Source organism: Lyngbya confervoides BDU141951, assembly GCF_000817775.3.
GTDB classification, from domain to species: Bacteria; Cyanobacteriota; Cyanobacteriia; order Thermosynechococcales; family Thermosynechococcaceae; genus Lyngbya; species Lyngbya confervoides.
Map to the genome: position 1 here is coordinate 42,136 of NZ_JTHE03000034.1, position 18,717 is coordinate 60,852.

Sequence of the window (18,717 nt, forward strand, 5' to 3'; positions counted from 1 at the left end):
TTTACAATGAGTCAAGAGAGGTGGGCTAGGGGTGCAGAGATAAAAATTTGTTTTTGTGCTCATTTTTACGAAAAACGTCCAGAAGCCTCCCGCCAAAGCGCCCAATTTTAGCGAGTTTCTCTATGTTAAGATTGGGTTTACCACAAAGGACCAGGTAGTGGGAAATTGCCATGTTTGAACGCTTCACAGAAAAAGCCATTAAGGTCATCATGTTGGCCCAAGAAGAAGCCCGACGGCTAGGTCACAACTTTGTTGGAACCGAGCAAATTCTGTTGGGCCTGATCGGGGAAGGAACGGGCGTCGCTGCCAAGGTCTTAAAATCCATGGGGGTTAACCTCAAAGACGCTCGCGTCGAAGTGGAGAAGATTATCGGACGCGGCTCTGGTTTTGTTGCGGTTGAGATTCCCTTTACGCCCCGGGCAAAGCGGGTCCTAGAACTATCCCTAGAAGAGGCGCGCCAGCTGGGTCACAATTACATTGGGACTGAGCATTTGCTGCTGGGCTTAATTCGTGAGGGCGAAGGGGTCGCAGCTCGTGTTTTAGAAAATCTGGGGGTTGACCTGGCCAAGGTTCGCACGCAGGTGATTCGCATGCTGGGTGAAACCGCAGAGGTTTCCACTGGAGGCAGCCAAGGACGCACCAAGACCCCGACCTTGGATGAGTTTGGATCGAATCTGACCCAGATGGCCACCGATGGCAAGCTCGATCCTGTGGTGGGGCGGAAGAAAGAAATTGAGCGGGTGATTCAGATCCTAGGACGGCGCACCAAAAATAACCCGGTGTTAATCGGTGAGCCAGGGGTTGGAAAAACGGCGATCGCTGAAGGCTTGGCTCAGCGCATTGCCACCAGCGATGTCCCAGATATTCTTCAAGATAAACGCGTGGTGACGCTGGATATCGGATTACTCGTGGCCGGAACCAAGTACCGGGGCGAGTTTGAGGAGCGTCTAAAGAAAATCATGGACGAAATTCGGCAGGCCTCCAACGTCATCCTCGTCATTGACGAGGTGCATACCCTGATTGGGGCAGGGGCGGCAGAAGGCGCCATTGATGCAGCCAATATCCTCAAGCCAGCCCTGGCGCGGGGAGAGCTTCAGTGCATTGGCGCGACCACCCTGGACGAATATCGCAAGCACATTGAGCGAGACGCCGCCCTGGAGCGTCGGTTTCAGCCGGTCACCGTGGGTGAGCCCTCTGTGGGTGAAACCATTGAAATTCTCTACGGGTTACGAGAGCGCTACGAAACCCACCACAAGCTCAAAATTACCGATGAAGCCCTGGAGGCGGCCGCCAAGCTAGCCGATCGCTATATTTCCGATCGCTATCTACCCGACAAGGCGATTGACCTCATTGACGAAGCCGGTTCACGGGTGCGGCTCCTCAACTCTCAGCTTCCCCCGGCTGCCAAGGAGTTGGACAAGCAGCTGCGGCAAATCCTCAAGGACAAAGATGAGGCGGTGCGATCCCAGGACTTTGACAAAGCAGGGGAACTCCGCGATCGCGAAATGGATATCAAAGGGCAAATTCGTGAGATTGCCCAGTCCAAGCGCGGTGATTCCCAGGACGCCGACATTTCACCGAACGTCACCGAAGAAGATATTGCCAGCATTGTGGCTTCCTGGACCGGCGTACCAGTGAGTAAGCTCACCGAATCTGAATCCGAGAAGCTATTGCACATGGAGGACACGCTCCACCAGCGGCTGATTGGTCAAGATGAGGCGGTAAAAGCCATTTCTCGGGCCATTCGTCGCGCTAGAGTGGGGCTTAAAAATCCCAATCGGCCCATCGCCAGCTTTATTTTCTCCGGTCCCACCGGGGTGGGCAAAACCGAGTTAACCAAGGCGTTGGCCACCTACTTCTTCGGTTCTGAGGAGGCGATGATTCGCCTCGACATGTCAGAGTATATGGAGCGCCATACGGTCTCCAAGCTCATTGGTTCGCCCCCCGGCTATGTAGGCTACAGCGAAGGGGGACAGCTTACGGAGGCGGTGCGGCGGCGTCCCTATACAGTGGTGCTGTTTGACGAAATTGAAAAGGCTCACCCGGATGTCTTTAACTTGCTGCTGCAAATTTTAGAAGATGGGCGGTTAACCGATTCTAAGGGTCGGACGGTGGACTTTAAAAACACGCTCCTAATCATGACTTCGAACATTGGATCGAAGGTCATTGAAAAGGGTGGCGGCGGTCTGGGCTTTGATTTTTCTGGGGAAAGTGAAGCCGATTCTCAGTACAATCGGATTCGCTCCCTGGTGAACGAAGAGCTCAAGCAGTATTTCCGTCCAGAGTTTCTCAACCGCTTAGATGAGATTATTGTCTTCCGTCAGCTGACGAAGGATGAGGTGAAGGAAATTTCGGATCTGCTGCTGAAGGAAGTCTTTACGCGCCTGTTGGAAAAAGATATCCAGCTCACCGTAACCGATCGTTTCAAGGATCGCCTGGTTGAGGAAGGATATAATCCCAGCTATGGGGCCCGTCCATTGCGTCGCGCCATTATGCGGCTGCTGGAGGACAGCCTTGCAGAGGAAATTCTCTCAGGCAAAGTTCAAGAAGGCGATGCCATTCAGGTGGACGTGGACAGCGAGGGTCAAGTCGTCGTGATCCCAGGCGAGAAACAGCAAGAGGCACTTCCCCAAACCGTAGAGGCTTCTTCCTAGGTCTCTTACACCCATTCTCTGTTGGTCATGCTCCCTGGGTTGATTTAAGCCCGATGCATGAAAAAAGTTCCCCGAAATTTCGGGGAACTTTTTTGCGAGAAGAAACAAAATAAACGGGAATTAAGGGGAGGGTGAAGGTGCGAGAGGGCTCACGGTTTACTGGGCCATTGGGTTCCCTAGCGGTTTACCAGCGAAACCATCGAGAGACCTGGGGCATAGGATTCAATCACGCGACCAGTCTCATTACAGGTGATCAGTAGATAGTCACAGGTGCGGCATTGGGTGCGGATTAAGCTGGTATTTTTAACGCGGTCTCGGGTTGCATGACTGCCACAGTTTGGGCAGCGAACTTGAGTAACGTGATTCATAAAAGATTTAGATGTAAAGGGGGAGTCAAGAAAATGGGAAGGTCTAGGCCCACAGACTAAACCGGGGCATTGGGGTTCCATGAAAATTTTGAAATCCAGGCTAAAGAATTTATTCGGGATCAAGCAATCTACATGATGGCGTAGATTTCTAAATTTCGCCTCAATCTTTAAGCTAAATTAAATATTTCTAGATGGAGATCAAAGAATTTTCACCTTTAATCCAGGAACTACAGCGTAATCGCAACGGGGATCACTTTAGGGTATGGGCTCGATTTCCGGTTAGGGATGGAAGTAATCATAAATTTGCTGGGCCAGTTTGGGTCCAATGCCAGACACCTGGGCTAGTTGTTCAGGGCTGGCATCACGAAGGTAGTCGATAGATCGGAAGGTGGCTAGCAATTCCCGTTGACGGTGGTGGCCTAGCCCAGGAATTTCGTCAAGCCGCGATCGCCGCATCCGTTCCGATCGCTGCTGGCGGTGAAACGAAACGGCAAATCGATGAGCTTCGTCGCGCAGTCGCCGAATCAGCTGCACTCCAGGCTGTTCGGCCCTGGTTTCCAGGGGAAGGGAGGCCCCAGGCCGAAAGATCTCCTCTCGCTGCTTCGCCAAGCTCACCACCTGCAGCCTGTCCTGCAGATTCAGCTGATCGAGGGTAGACATCACCGCGGACAGTTGACCTTTGCCTCCATCAATCATGATCAAATCTGGCCAGTCGGCATCGCCTACCCTTGCCTTGGGATCAGCGCCACTGTAGTCTCGAAACCTGCGCCCAATCACCTCAGCCATACTGGCAAAGTCATCGGAGTGGCCAGGGCGGACCGCTGGATTTTTAATTTTGTAGCGGCGATACAGTTGCTTGGCCGGAACCCCATCCATAAAGACCACCCGCGAGGCCACGGCATCTGATCCTTGGATATGGGAGATGTCATAGCCCTCAATGCGATGGGGCAGATGGGGTAAATGCAGCAAGTCTGCTAGATCCTGGAGCGCCTGCAGGTTGCGATCGCGCACGCGCTGCATTCGGGTCAACTCATGGATGGCGTTGCGCTCAACCATTTCCAGCAGTTCTGCCTTCCGCTGACGCTGGGGACAAATCAGGGTTACCTTTCGACCGCGACGATCGCTGAGGGCCCGGACCAAAATGTCGGCGTCCGGCAGCGGTGTAGGCACCAGGATTTCCGCTGGAATCTCAACGGCCGCCGCACTGATATAGTGTTCTTCTAGAACCCGCTGCAGGATATCGCCCACCGATCCGGTTTGACTGTCTGCAATGTAGCCAAGGCGTCCCACCAGCCGTCCGGCGCGCACCTGAAAAAGCTGCACACAGGCCACATGGTCATCTGCAGCCAGGGCAATGGCATCGCGCGAGACAGTGTCATCGGGCAGGGCCACCTTTTGATCAGCCCCTAGCTTTTCTAACCCAGCAATTTGATCTCGAATCCGAGCCGCCACCTCAAACTGGAGCGCCGCAGCCGCAGCGTCCATCTGGGGCTGAAGGGTGTGAATGAGTTCCTGGGTTCTCCCCTGGAAAATCATGGCCACGCGCTGCATCACTTTGCGATAGTCCTGGGGAGAAATTAATCCCTGGCAGACCCCTGGACAGCGGCCAATATCGTAGTTGAGACAGGGGCGGTCCTTGAACACCGGCTTGGGACGCTGGCGCAGGGGAAACAATCGCTTCACCAGCCGCAGGGTTTGACGGAGGGCATAGGTATCCACGTAGGGACCGTAATATTTATCTTGGGCCTGACCCAGGCGGCGTTTACGGGTAATAAAGATCCGGGGATAGTCCTCAGACCAGGTAATGCACAGATAGGGGTATTTCTTATCGTCCTTGAGCAACACGTTGAAGTGGGGCTGGTGCTGCTTGATCAGGTTTGCCTCAAGGGCCAAGGCCTCTGCTTCAGTGTCGGTGACAATAAACTCAATCTCCACAATCTGCCGCACCATCAGCTCAATGCGGGGAGGATGATCCTGGATCTGCCGAAAGTAGGAGCGCACCCGAGTCCGGAGCTTTTTGGATTTACCGATATAAAGAATGCAGTCCTGGGCATCCTTCATAAAATAAACGCCCGGCTCACTGGGAATTTCCTGAAGTCGAGCCTCTAGGCGATCAAGGGTTTTGAGGAGGGGGGGACGATCCATTAAATTGGGAACCATGCCAAGGCAACTTTAAACAAGCGACGGGTTGATCAAGGCACCCCCTGGGGATAGCCCTCTAGCAGGTTGCCTTAAGGCAGGGACCAGGGTTGGGTGATGGCGATCGCCAGATCTGCGGCGGCGGCGCGCTACAATCGCTAACATTGTCAGAAGTGCTACCTCTAGATCTCTATGAAAGCCTTCGTTGCGGGCGCCACTGGTGAAACAGGACGCCGAATTGTAACCGAGTTGAGAGACCAGCAGATTGAAGTCTGCGCCCTAGTGCGCGATCGCGCCAAGGCCCTCTCCATTTTGCCACCGTCCGTTGATTTGGTTGAGGGCGGACTGGAGTCGGTGGGTGCCCTGGCTGAGGCCATGGCCGGGTGCGATGTCCTCCTTTGCGCCACGGGAGCACGGCCTAGCCTCAACCCCCTCGAACCGATGACCGTAGATTATTTAGGCACCAAGAACCTCGTAGAGGCAGCTCGGGATCAGGGAATCGCACATTTTGTCTTGGTCTCATCCCTGTGCGTGTCCAAGCTGTTCCATCCCCTGAATTTATTTTGGCTGATCCTATTCTGGAAGCGTCAGGCTGAGAAATACCTCCAGGACAGCGGCCTGACCTACACCATTGTGCGTCCAGGCGGTCTTAAGTCCACCGATAGCCAGCCGCCCCTGGTGATGGCACCCGCGGATACCCTCTTTGAAGGCAGCATCCCGCGCCTCCAGGTGGCGAAGGTCTGTGTGGCAGCGCTGGGGAATGCCCATGCCCGCAATCAAATCGTGGAAATTGTGGCCTCGGAAAGCAATCCAGAGGTATCCATCGCCGATCTCTATGGCCGTATTGCACAGGCAGGTGGTTCTGTTGTCCCATAGCAACCTGATTGAAGGCCAGCTGGGCACCACGTCCCTGACCAGACGGAGGCCATTCTCCAGTGTGAAGGCGCTCATGGTGGTCCTGCTCCTGCTGGGAGGCGCGCTGTTGATTGTGCCGCAGCAGGACTGGCGGCGGTCCCTGCTGCCCAACGCCCGCCCAGGGGAGATTGCACCCCTAGCAATGGAGGGGGGCGATCCCTACGTGCGTGCCCTTCTGCGCACGATTTCCGCCAGTGAGTCCAATGACCCCAGCCCCTACACCGTGATGTATGGGGGCAAACACTTTAGCGACCTGAGCCGCCATCCCGACCAATGTCGCACCATTGTTTCTGGCCCCAATCGAGGCAACTGCACCACCGCTGCCGGTCGCTATCAATTCATCACCACAACCTGGGAGGAAAAGGCAACGCTGTACCATCCCAATCCCGAAGGAATGCTGTTTTGGAAGCGCTACAGCTATGAAGCCTTCTATCAAGATCAGGTGGCATACAACTGGCTCATCGATGCCGAGGCCTGGGGCATTGATATCCAACAGCTCCTCAGGGAAGGGGAAATCCGTACGGTTCTGCAGCGACTTTCCGGCACCTGGACCAGCCTGGGCTACGGCATTGAAGATAACTGGTTTACACCCGCGCTTCCCCGAATTTATCAGGAGCTGCTTCAGGAAGAGCTGGAGCGAGCCAAGGGAACGGTCGAGGAGTCTCCCGTATAGCGCCCGGATAAACCGGACAGTGGCAGGGACGCAGCTTAGCCGGGGGTCCTAGAGTCCCACCAGCTGAGCACTGTAAGTCCACATGCGCTCGGCACGCTCCTGGTCGCGGGCCTGGGGAGAAACACGCTGATCAAAGGCTTCGCGCCCCTCCTTTTGCCGATTCCCCCAGCTCCAATAGGCGCCAGACTGTTTGAACTGCGGATCTGCAACCACCATGGCTAACCGTTCACCGGCGAGTGCCTGAGAGACGTAGCCCTTGGTAATGTACTTTTGGAACAGCGGAAACAGCTTTTGAAACAGGGGGTAGTGGTTTCTAAACAGGGGCGTATCGGCAACACAGCCAGGATAAAAGGAGGTAAAGGTAATCCCGGTGGACTCATGGTAGCGACGATGCAGCTCCTTGGCCGTGAGAACATTGCACACCTTGCTTTCCTTATAGGCTCGCACTGGCTCAAATTCCTTGCCATTGACCATACAGATCGGCTTTTGAAACCCAGCTTCAAAGCCCTCCAGGTTGCCCAGATCGGGACGGGGATAAACCTTCCCGCCCGGTTCATCGGGGTTGTGGGTCACCGTACCTAAAATCACCAGCCGTTTATCCAGGGCTGGTGATTGTTGGAGATCTTCCAACAGCAGATTCGCCAGCAGAAAATGTCCCAGGTGATTGGTGGTCATGGTGAGTTCATACCCCTCCGGGCTCCAGAGGGGTTCTTTGATTAACGGCATATAGATGGCCGCATTGCAAACCAGGGCCTGCAAGGACCGACCGCTGGCCCGAAATTCACCGACAAACCGGCGCACCGTCTCCAAGGATCCCAGGTCAAGATGCTTAATGCTGTAGCTGCCCTCGGGAAAACCGAGCGATCGCGCGGCATTTCCGGCTTTTGTAAGATTACGACAGGCCATGACCACATGCCATCCCCGGTTGATCAGTGCCTTGGCACCGTACAATCCCACACCGGAGGAGGCACCGGTAATAATGACCACTGGCTGATGCGCTTGTCCCATGCTCCTAAATGACCAATTAGCTGGTATTGACTATCTTCAAAGATATTACTCCAGGGCGCAGCCCGAATGGATCAGGCTTTGCGAAGCTCAACGAATTCGATTCGCTCTGGGCAAGATCAGCCTCGGGCACACTGAGATCCATGCACCTCGAGATCTCAGACGGATCCATCTGGGGCAGCTCAACCTAGATCAGCTCAATCTAGAGCATCCTCTGCCAAACTTTCCAGTCCCTGGAGTCTTCGGACCCATCTTCGTTACCATCAAAGAAAACATTGGGAGCGCAACATGGAGCTGACATGGTACGGATCAAATTCCTGGCTCATTGAAATGGCAGGACAACGAATCTTGCTGGATCCCTGGTTGGTGGGCCCCTTGGTCTTTGGCAAGCAAAGCTGGTTCTTTAAGGCCGAACATGCCCAGCCGCCTCAAATTCCCGAGCAGATTGACGCTATTTTACTCTCTCAGGGGTTGCCAGATCACGCCCATCCGGAAACTCTGGCGGTCTTAGACCGAAGCATTCCAATCATCGCCTCGGAAAATGGGGCCAAGGTCGCGGAAAAATTTGAATATCAGCAGATTACACCTCTATCACCCGGCCAATCAACACAGCTTGGGTCCCTTCAGTTGCAAGCTTTTCCGGGGGCGCCCATTGGCCCGTTGCTCACCGAGAATGCTTACCTGCTGCAGGATCTAGACCAAGGTTTATCTCTGTACTATGAACCCCATGGATTTCACTCCCCTGAGGTCAGGGCCCAGGCACCGGTGGATGTGACCCTGGTGCCGATCATTGATCTCACCCTGCCGCTTCTGGGTCCCTTTATTCGGGGAGGGGAGGCGGCACTGGAACTGGTGGATTGGCTGCAGCCCCAACTCGTCATTCCCACCACGGTGGGGGGAGAGATCAGCTATTCGGGCTGGCTTGACTCCCTCCTCAGCAGTCAGGGCGATCTGGAGAGCTTTCGCAGGCAGCTACACCAGCGGCATCCCCAAACCCAGGTCAGCGATCCCTTGCCGGTGGGCCAGCCCTACTCGGTGCCGCTGCGAACGCTAGAGCCAAGCGGCTAATTCCATGACGAGCATTCATCTGGGCTGTGCCATCTGGGCCTATCGGGGCTGGCTGGGGGAGTTTTATCCAGCGGACAGTCCCGTTTCGGACCTGCTCAGGCTCTACGGCAATCGCTTTTCCACGGTGGAATGTAATGCCACTTTTTACTCAGTCCCTAGCCCCCCCACCGTAGACAAGTGGCGCAGAACGGTTCCCGAAGGCTTTTTGTTCTGTCCCAAATTTCCCCAAAGCATCAGCCATCAGGGGGCCTTACAACCTAAACTCCCCGAGGCCCTGGACTTCATTACCCTCATCCAGGGCCTGGGCGATCGCCTTGGCCCCCTGTTTTTACAGCTTCCGCCCCGCTATTCTCCCCAGGGACTCAGGGACCTGGCGCAGTTCCTGGGTGGGATTGCCGATGCCGGGGTAAGGTTGGGGCTGGAGGTTCGTCACCCACTCTGGTTTGAACCGCCCCACCATCAGGCCTTAAGGGAACTGCTGCAAGGGTTGAAGATTGGGCTGGTGCTGCTCGATACGCGCCCGATTTATCAGGGACCAGAGGATCCCCAGCACCAGTCTCAGAGAAAAAAGCCTCGCCTTCCTCTGCGGCCCTGCACCACAGCGTCCTTTACTTTCATTCGCTACATCAGCCATCCCCAACTCCCTAAAAATCAAGCCTTGATGGAAAGCTGGATGCCCCCACTGCGGCAGTGGCAGGCCCAAGGCCAGGAAATTTTCTTTTTCATGCACTGCCCCGTCGAGGAACATTCTCCTCGCCATGCCAAGTTTTTTCATCAGCTTTTGCAATCCCACGGCATTAAGGTGCCGCCGCTTCCCTGGGATCAGGTGGTAGCGCCCCCCGCCCAACTAGATTTATTCGCGCAGGCTGACCCCGGATCCGGGTCGCGCTGAGCAGACACCCTTGAGCCCCGGCCAGCGATTTACTGCCCTGTGGATCCAAAGCCCCCGCCACCGCGCGGGGATGCGCCTAGGGCTTCAACTTCATGAATCTGAACTCGCAGAACTGGGGCAATCACCATCTGGGCAATCTTCATGCCCAGAGTCACCTCAAAGGGCTGTTGCCCCTGGTTAATCAAAATGACACCCACCTCCCCTCGGTAGCCCGCATCGATGGTGCCGGGCGTGTTTAGAACCGTAATGGCATGGTGCAGGGCTAGACCACTGCGCGGTCGCACCTGGGCCTCGGTTCCCGGCGGCAGGGCCACCGCAATTCCAGTTTTAATTAACTTAGATTCTCCCGGTGCCAAACAGGTGGGTTCAATGGCAAATAAATCCAGGCCCGCATCCTCAGGATGAGCATAGCAAGGTAGTTTTGCCAGAGGATGCAGGCGGACAACGTTGAGATGCATGGCGGCAGGGAAAGAATCAAGATAACTGCTCAATAATTTGGATGGGCGGAATATCTGCCAGGTTGCCAGAGTCCGCACGCAGCCCCCAGCAGCGATCGCGGTGGGGGATCTTCAGATCTGGATGGGTCGGCCCGAACAGGCCCACCACCGCGGGCTGAGTGCCGACCCCCAGGTACAGAGGCGGGTGATCCGTCGAGATCACCCACTGAGCATGATCCATCAGGGCCGTAGCCTGTCCCAGACTCTGGGGGGTAAGAACGGTTAACTCCTGCACCTGATTGCGCAGGTCTGACACCCAGGACTGATTTTGATCGTCCTGCAAAAGCACCAGATTGATCTGAGGATAGCGATCGCGGAGGCCATCAACCACAGCCCGCCAGTTTTCGAGAGGATAGGCCTGGGGGGATTGGTGGGGAGCAGATCCCTCGTAGAGAACCCCGTAGGGGCGATCGCCAGCGGCCCGCTGCTGCCATTGTCGATCCGCTTCGGTGTAGCGCAGCCGGAGCGGGGACAGGGACAGAGAAGCCCCCAAACACCGCAGCAGGGCCTCCTGTTTACTCTGCAAGGACTGCTGCGGGGCATGAGCCACCGTCTCTGTGAGCCAAAAGGTTCCCCAACCGCCGTCATAGCCAATACGGCGCGGAATCCCCAAAAGCCAGAGAAAAAACCGGAGCGATCCATCCTGACTGGGGGTTAAGGCCACATCGTACTCGGGCTCCCGCACAATTCCAAACAAATTGCTCCAATCCGCCAGACCTTTGCGATGGTCAAAGTCAAAGGAAATCACCCGGTGGATCCCCGGTAAAAGCTGATAGACCGCCTTCACCTGGGGCACAACCACCACATCAATCTGGTCTACAGTTTTAGACAGGGTCTCTAGGGTTGGAAAAAAGAGCAGCTGTTCGGTAAGGCCACCAGGCAAGAGAGCGAGTAGACGCGTCATGGGATAGAAGACTAGGGGACTGGAAACTGGGAGACTCAAACGGGCATGGGTAGAAAGCGAATTTATTTTAACGCTGACTTTTCCTGCATAGGGCAATCCTTCTCAAGGCTTTATATTTTGATGCAAAGTCTTGCAGGGGATAACCCGATCAGCGCAATCGCCAGGGGAACCCCCTGGGGGGTGACGTCAGCTCCTTGCCAATTTAGGATGGAAATATGGCAAGAATCGACCTTTTAGGCGTCTCTCATCATTATGAGCTGACCCCACCCCCGGCCCAGTCTGATGTCACCCTTGTTTTCATTCATGGTTGGCTTCTGAGTCGTTCCTATTGGTCCCCCATGATTCAGCGCTTGGCCGGGGAATGTCGCTGTTTAAGTTACGACCTGAGGGGATTTGGTCGTTCCCAGGTTTCAAGGGACGCTCGCAACTGGGCCTGCGATCAGCAGTACGGTCTAGAAACAATGCTCCGTACCGATAGCGCAGCTGGTATTGAACTGGGCGGGCCGACAAACTTTGCAGTCAAACCGCCCGCAGCAACGCGAAACACGGCAGAGGGCCCCTGGAATAAGCTCTTTGCGCAGCGGTGCCGGGTTAGCCCCTTTACGCCAGCTTCCTTTGCCCGCGATCTGCTGGTGCTGCTCGATAAGCTAGAGATCCAGCGACCCTGGCTGGTGGGCCATTCCCTGGGAGGGGCGATTGCCATCTGGACCGCGGCCCTGTGCGATCGCGTGGTGGGAGTCACCTGTCTCAATTCCGGGGGAGGCATCTATATTGAGCAGGAGTTTGCCAAGTTTCGCGGAGTGGGGCAGCGACTGTTGAATATTCGCCCCCCCATCTTGCAATATCTGCCTGGGATGGACTGGGTCTTTAGCCGCATGAATGTGGCCGATCCAGTGGCGCGCCAATGGGGTAAGCAGCAAATTATTGATTTTGTCAGTGCCGACGCGGAGGCGGCACGGGGGGCGTTGCTCGATTCAACCCAGGCCGAGGAGGTGCTTTTGCTGCCTCGTCTGGTTCAGGGGCTAGGCCAGCCCATCTTTTTTATTGCCGGACAAAGGGATCCGGTGATGAACCTGAAATACGTTTACCATTTAGCCAGCTTTCATCCCCTCTTTCAGGGGTCTGGCGCCAATGTGATCGAAATCCCCAACTGCGGGCATCTGGGCATGATTGAGCATCCCACATCCATTGCGGAGCATCTGTGCCAGATGATGGCCCAGCACACCCCGGCAACCCGGACCCAAAGTTGCCCAGAGGGAACCTTAAGGTCCTAGATCTAAAGAGATCCTGAAACCAGAATATTCTGAAACCAGAATGTCCTAGAACGTAGAAGAATCATAGAGCGCCATCACCTGTTCTAAGCCAAAGCGAGATTGCGCCCCCAGGCTGAGCGAGGATTGATGGCCTCGCTCTAGGTGTTCTGCCGCGGCACAGGCAATCATGGCGGCATTGTCGGTGCAAAGCGAGAGCGGTGGAAAGATCACTGTCACCCCCTGTGCCTGGGCCGCGGCGGTGAGATGGCTGCGGAGAGCACTGTTGGCCGCCACCCCCCCGCCCACCACTAGGGTTGAGAGTTGATGGTCCTGGGCACAGCGCAGAGCGCGTTTGGTCAGCGATCGCGCCACAGAGGCTTGAAAACTTGCCGCCAGGTCCGCCACCGGCAGGTCCCCTTCCTGGGCACGCAGCCGCTCCACCAGCCGGAGGGCCGCGGTCTTCAAGCCGCTAAAACTAGAATCGTAGGGGTGGAAGCCGCCCGCGGGCAGGGAAATATTCCCCTCAGGAAAGTCAAAGGCTCCAGGGTCGCCCGCGCGAGCCGCCCGATCAATGGCCGGTCCACCGGGATAACCCAGGCCTAACAAGCGTGCCACCTTATCAAAGGCTTCGCCCACGGCATCATCGCGGGTTTGTCCCAGGGTGAGATATTGCCCGCAGTTCTCGACGCGAATCAGGCTGGTGTGGCCCCCCGAAACCAGGAGGCAGAGAAAAGGAGGCCTCAACTGGCGATCCACGAGATAGGAGGCGTAGATATGTCCTTCTAGATGGTGAATGCCAATCAGGGGCTTTCGCTGTAGCATCGCCAGGGTCTTGGCCGCAGAAAGTCCCACCAGCAATGCCCCCACCAGCCCAGGGGCTGCGGTGACGCCAATGCCGTCAATTTGATCCCAGCCCAAGCCTGACTGGGCGATCGCCTCGGCGACAACGGCATTGATCATTTCCACATGCAGCCGAGAGGCCACCTCTGGCACGACCCCCCCATAGGCCTGGTGGGCTGCGATCTGAGAAGATACAACGCTACTTAAAATGTGACGTTTCTTAACAACAGCCGCCGCTGTTTCGTCACAACTCGTTTCAATTGCGATGACTGTCGCCATTTCCTGGTAGTTTTTTGAATGACCCAGTGTGTAATTTTATTTCACGTTACGCGCTGAGCCGTTACACAACGTCAATTCTACAAAGGGAAACACCTCTATGCGACGATTGTTTGCTCTCGTTCTGGTTTGTACCTTGTGGTTTGGGTTCGCGCCAAGTGCTTCTGCTGATGTGGCTGGATTAGTACCTTGTAGCGAGTCTCAGGCCTTCCAGAATCGTGCCGCCACTGCGAGAAATACCACTGCTGATCCTGAATCGGGTCAAAAGCGTTTCGAACGCTATAGCCAGGCTCTGTGTGGGCCAGAAGGACTCCCCCGTCTGATTGTAGATGGCCGTCTGAGCCATGCGGGTGACTTTGCGATTCCCAGTGTTCTGTTCCTTTATATCGCAGGCTGGATTGGCTGGGTAGGACGAACCTATTTGCAAGCTATCCAGAAAGAAAAAGATCCGGCCATGAGCGAAATCATTATCAATGTTCCGCTTGCGGTTAAGTGCATGATCTCTGGGTTTGCCTGGCCTCTGGTTGCCTTTAAGGAGATCACCACAGGCGAAATGTTTGCCAAGGAAGAAGAAATCACGGTTTCACCGCGTTAGGGTTTTATCTAACGCCCGATGTCAGCCCTCTATTGTGGAGCAACAGTAATGAGTAAGTTCTTATCTTCAGCCCCAGTCTTAGCCGCGGTGTGGATGACTATCACTGCCGGAATTTTGATTGAATTTAATCGTTTTTTCCCCGATCTCCTCTTCCATCCCCTTTAGATCTCGGGAGAAAGTTTCCTAAAACATCCCTCGCGCTACGCCCACTGGGCCTGGGTGCCGATGTTTTGACTGTTCAGCGTTCTCCTGTTCCCTCTCCCTGTGGGAGACGCTTTGAACCCTTGAATGACGTCAGCTTTGTTGTCAGCATAGTGTCATGGTCGGTGGTGTATCTTCAAAGATAGGCCACCGATTGCTTTTGGAGGCCAAGGAGGTCGAAACCATGACTCTAGTGCCCTGCCGCGTTTGTGGCACCCTCAATAGTGATCAAGCAGATCTGTGTCTGAGCTGCGAATATCCCATTCAGGGACGGCGGCGCCCCTGGATTTTTCAAGGCGCCGCCGTCCTGGTGCTGTTCCTGTTTCTGGCGCCGGTGCTAGGAGTGGTGCTGGGCTTCTTTCAGTTTGAGCCTCAGCGATCGCCATCGCCCCTCAAACCGGATCAGTCGAGTTCAGGCCGTTAGGATGGGGCTTCCATGACCCTGTGAGTTAAGGGGGCTGATTCGGGAAATGGGGGAAGCCATGATCACCCGCGCGGGAGCGGGGTCAATGGCGCCAAGATCATCAACTTTTTTAAAGAAGATTAGACAGTTCTGCGGCTGCGACGATAACAAGGGGTATGACTCACCAGAAATTTTCCTGCCTCCCCCTGGATCTGCGTCAGATTCGTCGCCATCAAGTTCAGCAACATCTTGCTTGGGCTGCTGCAGTTGCGCTACTACTGGCAAGCTGCTCAACCGGCCCTGAGGATTCGGCCGCTGTTTCAGAGGTGACTGACCAGAACGCCAACGAACAGATTAACGCCGTTTTTTATAAAGATACTGAACAGTGCGAGGCGGATATTCGCCAGCAGCAAAAAGAATACCAGGTGCTGGTGAACGCCCATCAACAGGGGGAACTAACGCAGCCCCCCAACCCACCCATCATGAAGGTGGAAGACTGCGAAGCCCAAATGTTGGCAGCGCAGCAGGAGCATGATCGCAATGCACCGGTTTATGCCACCCAAGCCGAATGCGAAGCTGAAGGGGTGCAATGTGAGGCGACCCCAGTCCAGTCCTCGGTGAGCGGGTATCGGCCCACCTATGGCGGCACCTATCTCTATCCCTACGGTGGTGGATCTGACTTTATCTACATTAATACAGGGGGGAGTCGCCATCGGGTGTATCAACCCCGAACGGTTTATCAAAGTAAAACCTCCGGTCAGGTGGTCACCCCCTACGGACGGAGCGTGACCCAGACCCAAACCGGGCAAGTCACGGTGCCCCGTCACACCAGCGTCACGGCTCCCCAGCGGCCCGCCGGAACCGCAGCCAAGGGGACCATTACCGGGCGAGGCACTCAGGGATTTGGTTCCACCTATAAAAGTACTGGACGGGGGGGGAAATAATGCGTCCCCTGAAGGTCATTCGCCGCCCCAACTGGCAGCGGCACATCCAGGAAAATGCCTATCAGGCCGATGTGCTCAGCGATGCAAAACAAAAGTACTGGATTGAGGCCCTGCCTCAGCCCTTTGCCATTCAGTTTGACACCCAAGAGGAGCAGGCGATGGCTGAGGCCACGGAGCGGATCTGGGATCTGTGCGTTGAGTTTTTAGACTGGTTCTTTACCGATGCACAGGAGGGGGATGTGGATCGACGCCTGGCCACCCTGAAGATTCGACCGGAATATTGGCAGGCCATTAAAAATAGCTGGGATCGCACGGAACCGGTGGAGGATCTATCCCTCTGTACTCGCTTTGATCTGGTGGTCACCGAGGATCGGCAAATCAAGCTGATTGAGATTAATGGGGAAACACCGCTGCTCGGGGCGGAAACCATTTACCAGTGGAACTGGTTTGTGGACTATAAACGCAATCATCAGGCCAGCCAAGCCCCCCTCCCCAGTGATGCCAGCCAGTTCAATGAATTTTGGGAAATGATCGCGGGGCAATGGCGACGAATTGTGGAGGACTACCAGATCAAGAAAACCGGGATTTCCTTCCTGGTGGATGAAAATCTGGAGGAAGATCAGGAAATGGCCATGCAGCTCATTCAGATTCTTCAGGATGAGGTGGATGATCAAATTTATGTTCAGCTTGTGTACTTGAGGGGACTTCAGGACCCGCAGGGCAATGTGACCCAGCGCGGCCTGGGACTCGATGAAGCGGGTTACTTCATTGATCACGTCAACGAGCGCATTCCCGTCCTCTGGAAAATGTATGACTGGTCTGACATTCAAAACGATATGGCCAATGAGGGCTCTACGGAGGCCTTGGCTCGCCGCCTGGAGGCAGGGGATGTCAAGGTGATTGAGCCGCTTTGGAAGCAGGTGCTCTCCAACAAGGGATCTCTAGCAATGATGTGGGATCAGTTTAAAGATTCAGACTACCGACCCTATCTTCTAGAAACCTATTTAGACAGCAATCTTTCTCCCGAGGCTACCAAGCTCATTCTGGGCATGCATGTGAAAAAGCCCATGCTGGGCATGGAGGGGGTAGGCACATCCATTGAAGCAGGGGTGGGGGCCTTGGAGCAGCGCGACACTCTGGGCTATGGTCAGGAGGGCTTTATTATTCAGGAATATATCGAGCTGCCCCAAGCCTTTGGGTATCACTATATGGTCGGAAGCTGGGTCATCAATGATGAGGCCGCTGGAATTGTGATTCGGGGGGATACTTCGCGGATTACGGGCCGACATTGTTTGATTATTCCCCATTTGATTTCAGACGATGGCCTTTATATTCCTGAGTCGACCTAGGGAAAAGGGATCCGCCGGGAGAGACCGTATGTCTTTAGGGTTAAAATCAGTTGATTTACCACACTTCAGTCAGAATAACTGGACCTTAGATGACGTTTTGCCGCTGGACTACGCGGTTCCGCCGCAGGTTCTGGAGCAGGTGCCCTCTGGAGTCCACGAAAATTTTTGCACCCTTCTCAGTCGAGATGTTTACTCAGAAGGGGATGCCCAGGTTCTCTACGACCATATTCTCGCTCGACAAGCGGAGATGTCGGCTGCTTTTGTGGCTATGCTCAAGCTATGGCTAGAGGATGAGCAAAAGCATTACCAAGCCCTGCGGCGCACCTATCGCTGTATTGCAGGGGTCAGTTTTGCCCAGATGGACCGGCAGTTTGCCCATCGTCAGCCTGACTTCAAGCCAATTCAACGAGTCCTCAGGGATGAATTTACGCTCTTGGTGACGCTCATGTTTGATGAGATAGGATCCGTTTATTCCTATCGTCGAGATTTGCAGGAATATTATCAACATTTTGGGGGGGCCATTCGCCGCATTGGCCACCATCTTGTGCGGGATGAAGGAACGCATTTTGGCAATGCGGCTGAACTTTTACAAACTGTTCATGACCATCGGCTCTATGAGGTGCCAGAACTCCTCAGGCAGATTTCTCAGCTGGAGCAAAGTTTAGGTCAATATCATTGCTCTTTCTTTTTAGATCATGCCCAGGAACAATATCGGTTCCCGCCAGAGTTTAATGCAACCATTATCCAGATTATTTTAGCCAGGCTGAATCTGGGTCAGCGACCCAGTCAGAAGTCACTACAGCGGTTATGGCAATGGGTGCCGACAGGACATCGCGTTGTTCCGGTGCGAATGGATCAGGCGGCTGGGGTGTGATCTTGGTCAGGAATAGGGCAATGATGAGTCGTGACGGGAACAGGTAGACCGCTGCTCAAGGAGTGATTTAATGTCGCATCCTCTGATGGTTCAACGGGTGGGGTGGGGGTTCATGATGGCCATTGCCGATGAGGATTGAAATGGTTCTGTTAGGGTCCTCCCACGTATAGGGGCAGCATAACGGGTTTAAGATGGTGGATGGTTGGAGTGGGGAGGTGCGGGAGTCGTTGGTGTTGTCAGAGCTGCCAATGGCGGTGGTGGAAGAGGCGCTGAGGCGGGGGCAAAGGGAGGATGACGGGGTGGTCAATCGCTGGCTATTGAATCTACTTGCAGCGGACGGATGAAGACCGACACGCTATTTTATGAGTTATTTCAGCTTTATCCGCTTATTTTCTTTGAATTGATTGGGGAGTCTGCAACGTTGGCTGATGATTATTCATTTCAGTCGGTGGAGCTGAAGCAGACGGCCTTTCGAATTGATGGCGTGTTTTTGCCAAAGGATCGTCAGGGGATTGCCTATTTCTGTGAGGTGCAATTTCAGGAGGATCCACAGCTCTACCATCGTTTTTTGGCGGAGGTGTTTTTGTTTCTGCGCCAGTTTCCGCATACCCATGACTGGAAGGGGCTGTTGTTGTATCCGAGCCGTCGAATTAGGCCCGGTGATTCAAGGTTCTTTCAGGAGTTGTTTGAGTGGGGGCGAGTGCGTGAGATCGGCTTGGATGACTGGCCTGGGCTAGAGGCGGGATCCTTGGAATTGGGGCTGGTGCAATTAGTGGTGGAACCGGAGGCATCTGCACCTGATCTGGCAAGAGGTCTGATTGAACGAGCCTCACGTGATGTTGGTGAGGCCCGCTTGAGACAAACCTT

Annotated in this window: 20 protein-coding genes; 14 read left to right on the forward strand and 6 right to left on the reverse strand. The window is 55.0% G+C overall.

Going from position 1 to position 18,717, the window contains the following annotated elements; all coding sequences use genetic code 11:
• Nucleotides 1-170 precede the first annotated feature (170 nt).
• Nucleotides 171-2,654, forward strand: a complete 2,484-nt coding sequence (locus QQ91_RS05075) for an ATP-dependent Clp protease ATP-binding subunit (RefSeq protein WP_166280708.1) — start codon at nucleotides 171-173, stop codon at nucleotides 2,652-2,654.
• A gap of 176 nt (nucleotides 2,655-2,830) precedes the next feature.
• On the opposite strand, the gene QQ91_RS05080 is transcribed toward QQ91_RS05075, so the two are convergent.
• Together QQ91_RS05080 and uvrC are read right to left on the reverse strand one after the other, a co-directional pair.
• Nucleotides 2,831-3,022 (reverse strand): replication restart DNA helicase PriA, encoded by a 192-nt coding sequence (locus QQ91_RS05080; RefSeq protein ID WP_166280710.1) that lies wholly within the window; start codon nucleotides 3,020-3,022, stop codon nucleotides 2,831-2,833.
• A 279-nt stretch (nucleotides 3,023-3,301) separates the two neighbouring features.
• Complete coding sequence (gene uvrC / locus QQ91_RS05085; RefSeq protein WP_166280712.1) at nucleotides 3,302-5,167, reverse strand: excinuclease ABC subunit UvrC; 1,866 nt, start codon at nucleotides 5,165-5,167, stop codon at nucleotides 3,302-3,304.
• A gap of 186 nt (nucleotides 5,168-5,353) precedes the next feature.
• On the opposite strand from uvrC, the gene QQ91_RS05090 reads away from it, so the two are divergent.
• Both QQ91_RS05090 and QQ91_RS05095 read left to right on the forward strand, forming a co-directional pair.
• Entirely contained in the window at nucleotides 5,354-6,037 is a 684-nt protein-coding gene (locus QQ91_RS05090; RefSeq protein WP_166280714.1) for an SDR family oxidoreductase, read from the forward strand.
• Nucleotides 5,997-6,749, forward strand: a complete 753-nt coding sequence (locus tag QQ91_RS05095; RefSeq protein ID WP_166280716.1) for a glycoside hydrolase family 24 protein — start codon at nucleotides 5,997-5,999, stop codon at nucleotides 6,747-6,749. Before QQ91_RS05090 ends, QQ91_RS05095 begins: the two co-directional genes overlap by 41 nt.
• A gap of 48 nt (nucleotides 6,750-6,797) precedes the next feature.
• Here the strand turns inward: QQ91_RS05095 and QQ91_RS05100 are convergent, their stop codons facing one another.
• On the reverse strand, nucleotides 6,798-7,757 hold the full coding sequence (locus QQ91_RS05100) for a protochlorophyllide reductase (protein WP_166280718.1): 960 nt from the start codon (nucleotides 7,755-7,757) through the stop codon (nucleotides 6,798-6,800).
• 285 nt (nucleotides 7,758-8,042) lie between these two features.
• Between QQ91_RS05100 and QQ91_RS05105 the strand changes: the two genes are divergently transcribed.
• Entirely contained in the window at nucleotides 8,043-8,822 is a 780-nt protein-coding gene (locus tag QQ91_RS05105) for an MBL fold metallo-hydrolase (RefSeq protein WP_166280720.1), read from the forward strand.
• Between the two features lie 4 nt (nucleotides 8,823-8,826).
• Nucleotides 8,827-9,714 carry a DUF72 domain-containing protein gene (locus QQ91_RS05110; protein WP_166280722.1) on the forward strand — a complete coding sequence of 296 codons (888 nt, stop codon included), beginning with the start codon at nucleotides 8,827-8,829 and terminating at the stop codon, nucleotides 9,712-9,714.
• Between the two features lie 29 nt (nucleotides 9,715-9,743).
• Here QQ91_RS05110 and dut read toward each other — a convergent pair whose 3' ends face one another.
• Both dut and QQ91_RS05120 read right to left on the reverse strand, forming a co-directional pair.
• Nucleotides 9,744-10,172 (reverse strand): dUTP diphosphatase, encoded by a 429-nt coding sequence (gene dut, locus QQ91_RS05115; RefSeq protein ID WP_166280724.1) that lies wholly within the window; start codon nucleotides 10,170-10,172, stop codon nucleotides 9,744-9,746.
• Between the two features lie 16 nt (nucleotides 10,173-10,188).
• Nucleotides 10,189-11,115, reverse strand: a complete 927-nt coding sequence (locus tag QQ91_RS05120) for a glycosyltransferase family 9 protein (protein ID WP_166280726.1) — start codon at nucleotides 11,113-11,115, stop codon at nucleotides 10,189-10,191.
• Between the two features lie 215 nt (nucleotides 11,116-11,330).
• Between QQ91_RS05120 and QQ91_RS05125 the strand changes: the two genes are divergently transcribed.
• Nucleotides 11,331-12,389 carry an alpha/beta fold hydrolase gene (locus tag QQ91_RS05125; protein WP_166280728.1) on the forward strand — a complete coding sequence of 353 codons (1,059 nt, stop codon included), beginning with the start codon at nucleotides 11,331-11,333 and terminating at the stop codon, nucleotides 12,387-12,389.
• Between the two features lie 45 nt (nucleotides 12,390-12,434).
• Here the strand turns inward: QQ91_RS05125 and tsaD are convergent, their stop codons facing one another.
• The gene (gene tsaD / locus QQ91_RS05130; protein ID WP_166280730.1) at nucleotides 12,435-13,487 is read right to left on the reverse strand and encodes a tRNA (adenosine(37)-N6)-threonylcarbamoyltransferase complex transferase subunit TsaD; all 1,053 of its coding nucleotides are present in this window, start codon (nucleotides 13,485-13,487) and stop codon (nucleotides 12,435-12,437) included.
• Between the two features lie 97 nt (nucleotides 13,488-13,584).
• Here tsaD and QQ91_RS05135 point away from each other — a divergent pair, with 97 nt between their 5' ends.
• The 8 genes from QQ91_RS05135 to QQ91_RS05170 all read left to right on the forward strand — a co-directional run.
• On the forward strand, nucleotides 13,585-14,079 hold the full coding sequence (locus QQ91_RS05135; RefSeq protein WP_166280732.1) for a Photosystem I reaction center subunit III: 495 nt from the start codon (nucleotides 13,585-13,587) through the stop codon (nucleotides 14,077-14,079).
• Between the two features lie 48 nt (nucleotides 14,080-14,127).
• Nucleotides 14,128-14,244, forward strand: coding sequence for a photosystem I reaction center subunit IX (gene psaJ, locus QQ91_RS05140; RefSeq protein WP_166280734.1), 117 nt, complete (start codon nucleotides 14,128-14,130; stop codon nucleotides 14,242-14,244).
• A gap of 220 nt (nucleotides 14,245-14,464) precedes the next feature.
• Entirely contained in the window at nucleotides 14,465-14,704 is a 240-nt protein-coding gene (locus QQ91_RS05145) for a hypothetical protein (protein WP_166280736.1), read from the forward strand.
• Between the two features lie 155 nt (nucleotides 14,705-14,859).
• Nucleotides 14,860-15,627 (forward strand): DUF1190 domain-containing protein, encoded by a 768-nt coding sequence (locus QQ91_RS05150; RefSeq protein WP_166280738.1) that lies wholly within the window; start codon nucleotides 14,860-14,862, stop codon nucleotides 15,625-15,627.
• Nucleotides 15,627-16,976 (forward strand): glutathionylspermidine synthase family protein, encoded by a 1,350-nt coding sequence (locus tag QQ91_RS05155; RefSeq protein WP_166280740.1) that lies wholly within the window; start codon nucleotides 15,627-15,629, stop codon nucleotides 16,974-16,976. Before QQ91_RS05150 ends, QQ91_RS05155 begins: the two co-directional genes overlap by 1 nt.
• Nucleotides 16,977-17,004: 28 nt before the next feature.
• A complete protein-coding gene (locus QQ91_RS05160) occupies nucleotides 17,005-17,850 on the forward strand; it encodes a hypothetical protein (protein ID WP_166280742.1) in 846 nt (281 codons plus the stop codon).
• 191 nt (nucleotides 17,851-18,041) lie between these two features.
• Entirely contained in the window at nucleotides 18,042-18,194 is a 153-nt protein-coding gene (locus tag QQ91_RS05165) for a hypothetical protein (protein ID WP_201277330.1), read from the forward strand.
• Nucleotides 18,191-18,717: Rpn family recombination-promoting nuclease/putative transposase (locus QQ91_RS05170; RefSeq protein WP_166280744.1), on the forward strand; the 527-nt coding region annotated here is incomplete at its 3' end. The genes QQ91_RS05165 and QQ91_RS05170, both read left to right, overlap by 4 nt.